Below are 11568 nucleotides of genomic sequence, written 5' to 3'. Positions count from 1 at the left end.
GTCAGGAGGCGGCTCGGCCGGTGTCTCAGTAGGCGGGCAGAGTGCGCGGGCCGAGGTCGCTGCGGGCGGGCGGCGGCGCGAGCCGCACGGACGCGCCGAGGACGGACAGGCCCTGTGTGGCGACGACCACAGGCTCCAGGGAGACGGCGGCGACCTCCGGGTGGTCGTCGACGAGCCGGGAGACCCGCTGGAGCAGCTCTTCGAGGGCGGCCGTGTCGACGGGCGCCGAGCCGCGCCAGCCGAAGAGGACGGGCGCGGTCCGGATCGACCGGACCACGGACTGCGCGTCCCGGTCGGTCACCGGGATCAGCCGGTGCGCGGTGTCGCCGAGCAGCTCCGACGCGGCTCCGGCGAGCCCGAAGGAAAGGACGGCTCCGGCGGCCGGGTCGATGACCGCACGGACGACGGTGTCCACGCCGCGCGGCGCCATGGCCTGCACGACCGGCCGCAGCTCCTCCGGCTTGCCGAGGACATCGGTCAACTCAGCGTACGCGCGCCGCAGTTGCTCCTCGTCGGCCAGGTCGAGCCGTACGCCGCCGAGGTCGGGGCGGTGCCGCAAGTGCGGGGCCGTGGTCTTGAGCGCCACGGGGTAGCCGAGCCGCTCGGCCGCCCGCACAGCCTCGTCGGGGCCGGGCGCGGGCAGGGCGGGCCGTACGTGGATGCCGTACCGGCCGAGCAGTTCCTGGGCCGCCTCCGGGGTGAGGCTCATGCCGCGCGGGTCGCCGTCGCCGCGGGCCAGCAGCCCGTCGATCATCTCGGCCGCGCCGCTCTCGTCGATGTCCTCGTACTCGTGGACCTTCCCGGGCTCAGCGGCGTCGCGCCGCCACTGCCCGTACTTGACGGCCTCGGCCAGCGCCCGCACGGCCCGCTCGGCGGCGGGGTAGGCGGGGATACGGGGGAGTTCGGCGTCTGTTCCGGCAGCGGGTCCCGTGGTGGGCAGGCGTTCCGCTGGGGGTCCCCCCAGGCCCTTCTGGCTCTGGGGGAGATGGGGGTCCCCCCAGGCCGCTTCAGGCACTGGGCGAGGGTGGGCACCACCCACGACGGCGGGTGCGCTTCCGTCGTACCCGGAGCGGTCCCCGGGGCCAGGCCTCGTGCTGCGGGCAGCAGACAACGCCGCGGCGAGCCCGCCAAGCTCGACATGGACGACAAGCACCGGCTTCGCCGGCCCCGCAGCCACAGCCTCCCGCAGAGCTCCGGCGAGGGCGACATCATCGGCCCCGTCCTCCCCCAGCGCGGGGATCGCCGTGACGACCACCGCGTCGCAGCGGTCGTCAGCGAGCGCGGCGCCCAGCGCCGCCCGGAAGTCCTCGGGCGTCGCCGCGGTCGTCAGATCCCGCGGCCGCAGCGGCCGCAGCCCCTCGGAGAGGCACGCGTCGTACGTGAGCAGACCGAGCGACTCGGAGTTGCCGAGGATGGCCACCCGGGGACCGGTCGGCAGCGGCTGCCCCGCGAGCAGCAGTCCCGCGTCGACCAGCTCCGTGATCGTGTCCACGCGGATGACGCCCGCCTGCCGCAGCAGCGCGGAGACAGTGGCGTGCGGCAACCGCGTGCCCTGCACCGCGTGCCCGAGCGGCGCGACGCCGCTGTGCCGGGCGCCCTGCACCACGACGAGCGGCTTCGCCGCCGCGGTGCGCCGGGCGAGCCGCGTGAACTTGCGCGGGTTGCCGATCGATTCGAGGTACATCAGCACGACGTCGGTGTCCGGGTCGTCGTACCAGTACTGCAGCATGTCGTTGCCCGACACGTCCGAGCGGTTGCCGGCGGAGACGAACGTCGAGACACCGGTCACGCCGGTCACTCCGCCGCCGCGCCGGTGCAGCCGCGACAGCAGCGCGATCCCGATCGCGCCGGACTGCGTGAACAGCCCGATCCGGCCGCGCCGGGGCACCTCAGGGGCGAGCGAGGCGTTGAGCAGCGTGTCCGGCTCCGTGTTGATGACACCGAAGGCGTTGGGGCCGATCAGGCGCATGCCGTACGAGCGGGCCTGGCGGACGAGTTCGCGCTGCCGCTCGCGGCCTTCGGCGCCGCTCTCCGCGTATCCGGCGGAGACCACGACGAGTCCCTGGACGCCGTGTTCGCCGCATTCGGCGACGGCTTCCGGCACATGGGCCGCGGGTACAGCGACGACGGCGAGGTCGACGGGTTCGGCGATGTCGCGTACGGAGCGGTGGGCAGGCACGCCGTCGAGTTCCGTCTGCTCCTGCGGGAAGCTCTTGTTCACGGCGTACAGGCGGCCCGTGAACCCGGCGTCGAGAAGGTTGTTCAGCACGCTGCGGCCCACGCCGCCGGGCACGCGCCCGGTGCCGATGACGGCGACCGAACCGGGCCTGAGCAGCCGCTGGACGGAGCGGGCCTCGGCGCGCTGTTCGCGGGCGCGCTGCACGGCGAGCGAGCGGTCGGTCGGCTCCAGGTCGAACTCGAGGCGTACGACGCCGTCCTCGAAGCTCCGCTTCTGGGTGTAACCGGCGTCCGTGAACACCTTGATCATCTTGGTGTTGGCCGGCAGCACCTCGGCGGCGAAGCGCCGGATGCCGCGCTCACGGGCGACGGCCCCGATGTGTTCGAGGAGCGCGGACGCGACGCCCCGGCCCTGATGGGCGTCCTGGACGAGGAAGGCGACCTCGGCCTCGTCGGCAGGCGCCGAGGCCGGCATGCCGTGGGCGTTGATCCGGTCGTAGCGCACCGTCGCGATGAACTCGCCGCCCACCGTGGCCGCGAGGCCCACCCGGTCCACGTAGTCGTGGTGGGTGAAGCGATGGACGTCCTTGGCGGAGAGCCGCGGGTAGGGCGCGAAGAAGCGGTAGTACTTCGACTCGTCGGAGACCTGCTCGTAGAAGCTGACCAGGCGGTCGGCGTCGTCGGTGGTGATGGGCCGGATCCGTGCGGTGCCGCCGTCGCGCAGCACCACGTCGGCCTCCCAGTGCGCGGGGTATGCGTGCTGCTCCGACAGCGGCTGCGACGGGGTGTGCATGGGGCCAGCGTACGGGGCACTGCGGCGCTGGGAGCAGAACGGGCTTAGGCTTTCCGTTCGACCAGACGGGTACGTTCCGGGAGAACTGGAGCAGCTGGTGCGGGACGAGGGATCGTTCCGGACCGCTTCCGGGCCTCTTCGGGGCCGTTCCCGACCGTTCCCGACTGTTCCGGGCACGTCCGCCGGTATGGAACACTGGTCTAGACAACCCTGAGAGAATCCTGAAGGGCAGCATCACATGGCTGAGCGCCGCGTCAACGTCGGCTGGGCCGAGGGTCTCCACGCCCGCCCCGCCTCCATCTTCGTCCGTGCGGCCACGGCCGCCGGCGTCCCCGTGACGATCGCCAAGGCTGACGGCACCCCGGTCAACGCGGCGTCGATGCTCGCGGTGCTGGGCCTGGGCGCCCAGGGCGGCGAGGAGATCGTCCTCGCGTCCGACGCCGACGGGGCGGATGCCGCCCTCGACCGGCTGGCCAAGCTGGTCGCCGAGGGTCTCGAGGAGCTTCCCGAGACCGTCTGACGGCAACAGGTGAATTGCGGCGGAGCCGCGCCGGCCTCTTTATTCGGAGGCGGCGCGGCTCCGCCCTTTTTACGCCATGCGCTCCGAAGCGCGCGCCATGCCTTCCGAAGCTCGGCCGGAATTCCCTGCACCCCGAGAAAATGGGCAGCAAAAAAGAACCCCCACCGAATATCCCTCTTTGTATACGGCGCCTCTGTTAATGCCGCGGGCTCACAGTGTTTACGGCGTGTTGCGAACCCCTCACACGGTCTCCGCGATCCGGAAAACGGAGCCGGTGGGCGGCGCTGAACCGTTCTGTGTGCAGGGTGGTCAGCGACCGCGCCCGTTCGGCGTCACCGCGGGCCACGGCGTCGACGATCGCGCCGTGCTCGGCCCACGCCTCCACGGGATGGGCGGGGGTCTCGACTGTGTACATCCAGGCGATCTTGTGCCGGAGCTGAGTGAGCAGCGACGTCAGCCCCGGGCTGCCCGAGGCCTGCGCGAGCGTCTCGTGGAACCAGCCGCCCAGCGACCGCAGATCTTCGCTGTGGCCCCGCCTGGCGCGCTCCTGGCCCAGTCGGACCAGGCCACGCAGCACCTTCAGATGCGCCTCGGTACGACGCTGTGCCGCGCGCGCAGCGCCGAGCGGCTCGAGCAGCGTACGGATCTCCAGCACGTCGGCGGCCTCCTGCTCGGTGGGCTCGGCGACACAGGCGCCCGCATGCCTGCGGGTGACGACGAATCCTTCCGCCTCCAGCGTGCGCAGGGCCTCGCGCACCGGGACACGGGACACCCCGTACCGGCGCGCGAGCAGTTCCTCGGTGAGACGGCTGCCGCGCTCGTAGACACCCGCGACGATGTCATCCCGGATGGCCGTGCATACCGAGTGCGCGGGAATGTGCATGACCGGACCTCCGCCTTAATCCCCGCGAAACGCGGTCGATTGACGCCTGTTGACTGACTCTATTGCAGCGGGCGGGAATTTCCGACGGCGGGCTGGAATCCATGGATATTTTTTGGACAAATCGGCGCTCGGAAACGACGAAAGCCCCGGCTCGATGAGCCGGGGCTTCCATGAAGCGGGGCGTTCTGCCCGGTCCGTTCTCCGGTCAGTGCTTCACGCGCGTCCGCTCTCGCGTCAGACCTTCACGCCGTGCGAGCGCAGATAGGTGAGCGGGTCGATGTCCGAGCCGTACTCCTCGGTGGTCCGGACCTCGAAGTGCAGGTGCGCTCCGGTCACGTTGCCGGTTGCGCCGGAGAGGGCTATCCGCTGGCCCGGCGTGACCGTCTGGCCGACGGAGACGGCGATGGACGACAGGTGACCGTACTGGGTGTACGTGCCGTCGTTCATCTTGATGACGACCTCGTACCCATACGAACCGCCCCAGCCTGCGGTGACGACGGTGCCGGAGCCGACAGCGCGGACCGCCGTACCGGACGCTGCGTGGAAGTCGACGCCGGTGTGGCTGCCGGACGACCACAGCGACCCGCCCGCCTTGTAGCCGGTGGAGACATAGGAGCCGGCGATCGGGCTGACGTAGGAGTTGAGGCGCTTGCGCTCGGCCTCGCGGGCGGCGCGCTCCTTGGCCGCACGCTCCTTGGCCTCGCGCTCCTTCTTGGCCTTCGCCTCGGCCTTGCGCTTCTCCTCGGCGGCCTTCTTCTTGGCGGCGGCCTCCTCGGCGGCCTGCTGCTGTGCGACGGCCTGAGCGTCGATCTTGTCAGCGACGGACTCGCCGAGGGTGACGGCCTGGATCAGCCCGGTCTGCTCGACGGAGGCATCGGCAGCCTGGGCCGGGGTGGCGAAGCCGGCGATGACGCCGGTGGTGGTGAGTGCCGCGACACGTGCCGCGCTTGCGGTCCTGCGGGTGATGGGGGTACCTCCCAGGCCCTTGAGGCGCTGGGGCAGGCTCGGACGACGATGCTTCCCGGTGGCGCGTGTGAACGCCATGTAGTGGCTGGTCCTTTCCTTCCTTCTCGCCTACCGGGTTAGCTGACGGGTTCGGAGCAGGAAGGTCTCCTACGGGCTCCCTCGATACGACTCAAGGGCCCCCGATTCACCCCAGGGACTTGGGCTCCTCCTGCGTCGAAGTCGACGGGAGGGTGGGTCCCCGGCTCCCCTGGCTCACGCCGTCCGGGGACTCGGCGATGACTGTCCGGTGCCGCGGCGCGGCGCACTGCCTGACGAACAGCCGGACCGACGCTAAACGGGACATCTTTCAATCAACAAACGCAGCATGGGATTTGTAGTGCATCCCACAGGGCAGACAGGCAACCTCCGCTACATTTCGGACAAACGAGAACCCCGGTGGCTCTGCAGCCACCGGGGTCTCTTCGGGTCCGTGTGGGGCCCTGTGCAGGTCCGTGTGGGGCCCTGTGCGGGCTGTGCGGGGCCTGTGCGGGCTAAGCGGCCCCGTCCGCGCCGCGCGGACGGGGCCGCTTAGCCCGTGACAACCGTCACTTCACCGATTCCGAGCGCCCTGACCGGCTCCTCGATCTGGGAGGCGTCACCCACGAGAACGGTCACCAGGCGGTCCACCGGGAAGGCGCTGACAACCGCCGCCGTGGCCTCGACGGTGCCGGTCGCGGCGAGCTGCTGGTACAGCTGCGCCTGGAAGTCGTCAGGGAGGTGCTGCTCGACCTGGTCGGCCAGCGTGCCCGCAACGACTGCCGCGGTCTCGTACTTGAGCGGGGCGACGCCGACGAGGTTGTGCACGGCGGCGTCGCGCTCGGCGTCCGTGAGACCTTCGGCGGCGAGCGTACGCAGCACCTTCCACAGGTCGTCCAGCGCAGGGCCCGTGTTCGGGGTGTCGACCGAGCCGCTGATGGCGAGCATCGCGGCGCCGCTGCCGTCCGGCGCGGAGCGCAGAACCTGCCCGAACGCCCTTACGCCGTAGGTGTATCCCTTCTCCTCGCGCAGGACGCGGTCCAGGCGAGAGGTGAGCGTGCCGCCCAGGCAGTAGGTGCCGAGCACCTGGGCCGGCCAGACGCGGTCGTGCCGGTCCGGGCCGATACGGCCGATGAGCAGCTGCGTCTGGACCGCGCCGGGGCGGTCCACGATGACGACGCGCCCGGTGTCGTCGGCGGTCACCGGCGGCACGGGGCGGGGCTCGGCGGACGAGCCGGTCCAGGTGCCGAGGGAGTCCGCGAGGAGTGCGTCCAGGTCGGTGCCGGAGAGGTCGCCCACCACGACGGCGGTGGCCGTGGCGGGGCGTACGTGCTTCTCGTAGAAGGCACGCACGGCCGCCGAGTCGATGCCCGCGACCGTCTCCTCCGTACCCTGGCGGGGGCGGGACATGCGCGATTCCGCCGGGAACAGCCCCTTGGAGAGCTCCTTGGCCGCGCGGCGGGCCGGGTTGGCGGTCTCGTGCGGGATCTCGTCGAGCCGGTTGCGCACCAGCCGCTCGACCTCGCTGTCCGCGAACGCGGGCGCCCTGAGCGCGTCGGCGAGCAGGCCGAGGGCCTTCGGCAGCCGGGAGACGGGGACTTCGAGCGAGAGCCGTACGCCAGGGTGGTCGGCGTGCGAGTCGAGCGTGGCGCCGCAGCGCTCCAGCTCGGCAGCGAACTCCTCGGCGGAGTGCTTGTCGGTGCCCTCGGAGAAGGCACGGGCCATGATCGTGGCGACGCCGTCCAGGCCGGCGGGCTCGGCGTCCAGCGGGCTGTCGAGGAGGATCTCGACAGCGACGACGTGCTGGCCGGGGCGATGGCAGCGCAGCACCGTGAGGCCGTTGTCGAGGGTGGTGCGGTCGGGCGCCGGGAAGGCCCAGGGCCTGGCGGGCCCGGCCTGCGGCTGCGGGTGGAATTCCATGGTCGCGGCCTCGGTCACTTCGCCGCCTCCTCGTCTGCGGTCTCGTCGGTGTCCTCGGCGGTCTCGTCCGCGGTTTCAGGATGCGCGAGAGGTTCGTAGACGAGCACCGCGCGGTTGTCGGGCCGCAGGCGGGCCCTGGCGACGTCTCGGACCTCCTCCGGGGTGACCTTCAGGACGCGCTTGACGGCGGTCAGGGCGAGCTGAGGGTCACCGAACAGAACGGCGTACCGGCAGAGTTCGTCGGCGCGGCCCGCGACCGTGCCGAGCCGGTCCAGCCACTCGCGCTCCAACTGTGCCTGGGCGCGCTCCATCTCCTCCGGCGTGGGGCCCTCCTGGGCGAACCGGGCCAGCTCCTCGTCGACGGCTGCCTCGATGACCGGGACCTCCACATCGCCGGACGTCTTCACGTCCAGCCAGCCCAGCGACGGGGCTCCGGCCAGCCTGAGCAGGCCGAATCCCGCCGCGACGGCGGTGCGGTCACGGCGTACGAGCCGGTTGTAGAGCCGCGAGGACTCGCCGCCGCCGAGGACGGTGAGCGCCAGGTCGGCCGCGTCGCACGCGCGCGTGCCGTCCTCCGGCAGCCGGTAGGCGGCCATCAGGGCGCGGGCCGGGACCTCCTCCTCGATCACCTCGCGCAGCTGCTCGCCGATGATCTCCGGAAGGCTTCCGTCGCGCGGGGCGGGCTTGCCGTCGTGCGACGGGATGGAGCCGAAGTACTTCTCGATCCAGGCGAGCGTCTGCTCCGGGTCGATGTCGCCGACGACCGACAGGACGGCGTTGTTCGGCGCGTAGTACGTGCGGAAGAAGGCCCGCGCGTCCTCCAGCGTCGCCGCGTCCAGGTCGGCCATCGAGCCGATCGGGGTGTGGTGATAGGGGTGGCCCTCCGGGTAGGAGAGGGCGGTCAGCTTCTCGAAGGCCGTGCCGTACGGCACGTTGTCGTAGCGCTGGCGGCGTTCGTTCTTGACGACGTCCCGCTGGTTCTCCATGGACTCGTCGTCGAGGGCGGCGAGGAGGGAGCCCATACGGTCGGCCTCCAGCCAGAGCGCGAGCTCCAGCTGGTGTGCGGGCATCGTCTCGAAGTAGTTGGTGCGCTCGAAGCTCGTGGTGCCGTTCAGCGAGCCGCCGGCTCCCTGCACGAGCTCGAAGTGGCCGTTGCCCTTCACCTGGGCCGAGCCCTGGAACATCAGGTGCTCGAAGAGGTGGGCAAGGCCGGTGCGGCCCTTGACCTCGTGGCGTGAGCCGACGTCGTACCAGAGGCACACCGCGGCGACCGGGGTCAGGTGGTCCTCGGAGAGCACGACGCGCAGGCCGTTGGCCAGCCGGTGCTCGGTCGCTGTCAGGCCGCCGGAACCGGCCTGAGCTGTGGCCGTGTGACCCATGGGCATGTACGTCCCTTCGATCGCGAAAACTGAAAGGTTCTGCAGCTCCTGCCACTGTATGCAAGCGCGCTGACACCTGGCGAAGTTCCCGTGACCCGCCCTTCTCTCGCCGTCACCGTTGTGGGCAATCGTTCCGCAGGGCTGGGGGCGCCTCCCATGCCCTTAAGGCAATGGGGGAGGGTGGGCACAACCCACGACGGCGGGTGCCCTCGCGTACGGCTCGGCGCAGCCTCCCGTGGGCGGCCTGGCGCAGGGGCGGGCGAGGCGTGGGCCGAGGCCGGCAGAGGGCCCGCGGCCGCCGTTGTCAGTGGCCCGGTCCACAGTTGTCAGCGAGGCGGTCCACAATGGTCCGCATCAGATCCGTTCATGGCCCTGAGCCCGATGGCCCGGCAGACAGTGTGAAGGAGCCGCAGCAGCGATGGCCCGCCGCAGCACGAAGACCCCGCCGCCCGACGACTTCGAGGAGAGGATCCTCGACATCGACGTCGTCGACGAGATGCAGGGCTCCTTCCTCGAGTACGCGTACTCGGTGATCTATTCCCGGGCCCTGCCGGACGCCCGGGACGGCATGAAGCCCGTGCACCGCCGCATCGTCTACCAGATGAACGAGATGGGCCTGCGCCCCGACCGGGGCTATGTGAAGTGCGCCCGCGTCGTCGGCGAGGTCATGGGTAAGTTGCACCCGCACGGCGACGCGTCGATCTACGACGCGCTGGTGCGCATGGCGCAGCCGTTCTCGATGCGCCTGCCCCTCGTCGACGGCCACGGCAACTTCGGCTCCCTCGGCAACGACGACCCGCCGGCCGCCATGCGGTACACGGAGTGCCGGATGGCCGACGCCACGTCGCTGATGACGGAATCCATCGACGAGGACACGGTCGACTTCACGCCGAACTACGACGGCCAGGAGCAGGAGCCGGTCGCCCTCCCCGCCGCGTATCCGAACCTGCTGGTCAACGGCGCGTCCGGGATCGCCGTCGGCATGGCGACGAACATGCCGCCGCACAACCTGGGCGAGGTCATCGCGGCCGCCCGCCATCTGATCAGGCACCCGGGCGCCGACCTCGAGACGCTCATGAGGTACGTCCCGGGCCCCGACCTGCCCACCGGCGGCCGCATCGTCGGCCTCTCCGGGATCAGGGACGCGTACGAGACGGGCCGAGGCACATTCAAGATCCGGGCCACGGTCGCCGTGGAGACCGTGACGGCGCGCCGCAAGGGCCTCGTCGTGACCGAGCTGCCGTTCGCCGTCGGCCCGGAGAAGGTGATCGCCAAGATCAAGGACCTGGTCGGCTCGAAGAAGCTGCAGGGCATCGCCGACGTCAAGGACCTCACGGACCGTGCGCACGGCCTGCGCCTGGTGATCGAGATCAAGAACGGCTTCGTGCCGGAGGCGGTCCTGGAACAGCTCTACAAGCTGACGCCCATGGAGGAGTCCTTCGGCATCAACAACGTCGCGCTGGTCGACGGCCAGCCGCTCACGCTGGGCCTGAAGGAGCTCCTTGAGGTCTATCTCGACCACCGCTTCAACGTCGTCCGCCGCCGCAGCGAGTTCCGCCGCGGCAAGAAGCGCGACCGGCTGCACCTTGTCGACGGCCTTCTGGTCGCGCTGATCGACATCGACGAGGTCATCCAGCTCATCCGCTCCAGCGACAACTCCGCGCAGGCCAAGGAGCGCCTGATGGGGCGGTTCGGGCTCAGCGACGTCCAGACGCAGTACATCCTCGACACGCCGCTGCGCCGTCTCACCAAGTTCGACCGCATCGAGCTGGAGTCGGAGCGGGACAGGCTGAACAGGGAGATCGAGGAGCTGACCCGCGTCCTCGAGTCGGACGCCGAGCTGCGCAAGCTCGTGTCGAACGAACTGGCCGCCGTGGCGAAGAAGTTCGGCACGGAGCGGCGCACGGTCCTGCTGGAGTCGGCGGGCGCGCCGGCGGCCACGGTGCCGCTGCAGGTCGCCGACGACCCGTGCCGGGTGATGCTGTCGTCGACGGGCCTCCTGGCGCGTACGCCGAACGGCAACCCCTTCGAGGACGCCGACGGCCGGCGCGTCAAGCACGACGTGGTCGTGTCGTCCGTGCCGGCGACAGCGCGCGGCGAGGTGGGTGCGGTCACCTCGTCCGGTCGGCTGCTGCGGGTCTCGGTGATCGATCTCCCGCAGCTTCCGGAGTCGACACTGTCACCCAACCTCGCGGGCGGCGCCCCGCTGTCGGAGTTCCTGTCCCTGGAGGCCGACGAGCGGGTCGTGTGCCTGACGACGCTCGATGAATCCTCTCCCGGCCTGGCGCTGGGCACCGAGCAGGGCGTCGTCAAGCGCGTCCTCCCGGACTACCCGTCGAACAAGGACGAGCTGGAGGTCATCACCCTCAAGGAGGGCGACCGGATCGTCGGCGCGGTCGAGCTGCGTACGGGCGATGAGGACCTGGTCTTCATCACGGACGACGCCCAGCTGCTGCGCTTCCAGGCGTCCGTGGTCCGCCCCCAGGGCCGCCCGGCCGGCGGTATGGCGGGCGTCAAGCTGGCGGAGGGCGCGAAGGTCATCTCGTTCACGGCCGTCGACCCCTCGGCGGACGCTGTCGTCTTCACGGTCGCGGGCTCCCGCGGAACCTTGGACGACTCGGTCCAGACGACGGCGAAGCTGACCCCGTTCGACCAGTACCCGCGCAAGGGCCGCGCCACGGGTGGCGTGCGCTGCCAGCGGTTCCTGAAGGGCGAGGACTGCCTGAGCTTCGCCTGGGCCGGCGAGACGCCTGCCCGCGCGGCACAGAAGAACGGCTCGCCGACGGAGCTGCCGGAAATCGACCCGCGCCGGGACGGATCCGGCGTGTCGCTCGGCAAGCCGGTGGGGGTGGTGGCGGGACCGCCTGCGTAAGCCCCGGCCTCCACCCCTGCGGGGGCCGACCGGTCCCGCGAC

The 11568-nt window shown here is 71.0% G+C and carries 7 protein-coding genes and 1 riboswitch; of the genes, 2 read left to right on the top strand and 5 right to left on the bottom strand.

The window, feature by feature from the left end:
• Nucleotides 1–25 precede the first annotated feature (25 nt).
• Entirely contained in the window at nucleotides 26–2971 is a 2946-nt protein-coding gene (locus tag ACSMXV_RS31045; protein ID WP_473174451.1) for a bifunctional acetate--CoA ligase family protein/GNAT family N-acetyltransferase, read from the bottom strand.
• 238 nt (nucleotides 2972–3209) lie between these two features.
• Between ACSMXV_RS31045 and ACSMXV_RS31040 the strand changes: the two genes are divergently transcribed.
• Entirely contained in the window at nucleotides 3210–3491 is a 282-nt protein-coding gene (locus ACSMXV_RS31040) for an HPr family phosphocarrier protein (RefSeq protein WP_181661642.1), read from the top strand.
• A gap of 196 nt (nucleotides 3492–3687) precedes the next feature.
• Here the strand turns inward: ACSMXV_RS31040 and ACSMXV_RS31035 are convergent, their stop codons facing one another.
• From ACSMXV_RS31035 to ACSMXV_RS31020, 4 genes are all read right to left on the bottom strand, one after another.
• Entirely contained in the window at nucleotides 3688–4374 is a 687-nt protein-coding gene (locus tag ACSMXV_RS31035; RefSeq protein ID WP_181661643.1) for a GntR family transcriptional regulator, read from the bottom strand.
• A gap of 234 nt (nucleotides 4375–4608) precedes the next feature.
• The gene (locus ACSMXV_RS31030) at nucleotides 4609–5418 is read right to left on the bottom strand and encodes a M23 family metallopeptidase (RefSeq protein WP_473174450.1); all 810 of its coding nucleotides are present in this window, start codon (nucleotides 5416–5418) and stop codon (nucleotides 4609–4611) included.
• 13 nt (nucleotides 5419–5431) lie between these two features.
• Nucleotides 5432–5625: riboswitch (cyclic di-AMP (ydaO/yuaA leader) on the bottom strand.
• Nucleotides 5626–5907: 282 nt separating this feature from the next.
• Nucleotides 5908–7293 carry a M16 family metallopeptidase gene (locus ACSMXV_RS31025; RefSeq protein ID WP_473174449.1) on the bottom strand — a complete coding sequence of 462 codons (1386 nt, stop codon included), beginning with the start codon at nucleotides 7291–7293 and terminating at the stop codon, nucleotides 5908–5910.
• Nucleotides 7290–8654 carry a M16 family metallopeptidase gene (locus ACSMXV_RS31020; RefSeq protein WP_473174448.1) on the bottom strand — a complete coding sequence of 455 codons (1365 nt, stop codon included), beginning with the start codon at nucleotides 8652–8654 and terminating at the stop codon, nucleotides 7290–7292. The genes ACSMXV_RS31025 and ACSMXV_RS31020 overlap by 4 nt, the downstream gene beginning before the upstream one ends.
• Before the next feature lie 418 nt (nucleotides 8655–9072).
• Here ACSMXV_RS31020 and ACSMXV_RS31015 point away from each other — a divergent pair, with 418 nt between their 5' ends.
• Nucleotides 9073–11526: a DNA gyrase/topoisomerase IV subunit A gene (locus ACSMXV_RS31015; RefSeq protein ID WP_473174447.1), complete on the top strand. Its 2454-nt coding sequence runs from the start codon at nucleotides 9073–9075 to the stop codon at nucleotides 11524–11526.
• Nucleotides 11527–11568 lie beyond the last annotated feature (42 nt).

The organism is Streptomyces sp. DSM 42067 (assembly GCF_055792885.1).
The sequence above is the reverse complement of the archived record's forward strand: the minus strand, read 5'-3'. Positions and strand labels throughout refer to the sequence as shown.

Coding starts and splice junctions, on each gene's coding strand:
- ACSMXV_RS31045 (WP_473174451.1), bottom strand. CDS start 2,971: ATGCACACCCCGTCGCAGCCGCTGTCGGAGCAGCACGCATACCCCGCG.
- ACSMXV_RS31040 (WP_181661642.1), top strand. CDS start 3,210: ATGGCTGAGCGCCGCGTCAACGTCGGCTGGGCCGAGGGTCTCCACGCC.
- ACSMXV_RS31035 (WP_181661643.1), bottom strand. CDS start 4,374: ATGCACATTCCCGCGCACTCGGTATGCACGGCCATCCGGGATGACATC.
- ACSMXV_RS31030 (WP_473174450.1), bottom strand. CDS start 5,418: ATGGCGTTCACACGCGCCACCGGGAAGCATCGTCGTCCGAGCCTGCCC.
- ACSMXV_RS31020 (WP_473174448.1), bottom strand. CDS start 8,654: ATGGGTCACACGGCCACAGCTCAGGCCGGTTCCGGCGGCCTGACAGCG.
- ACSMXV_RS31015 (WP_473174447.1), top strand. CDS start 9,073: ATGGCCCGCCGCAGCACGAAGACCCCGCCGCCCGACGACTTCGAGGAG.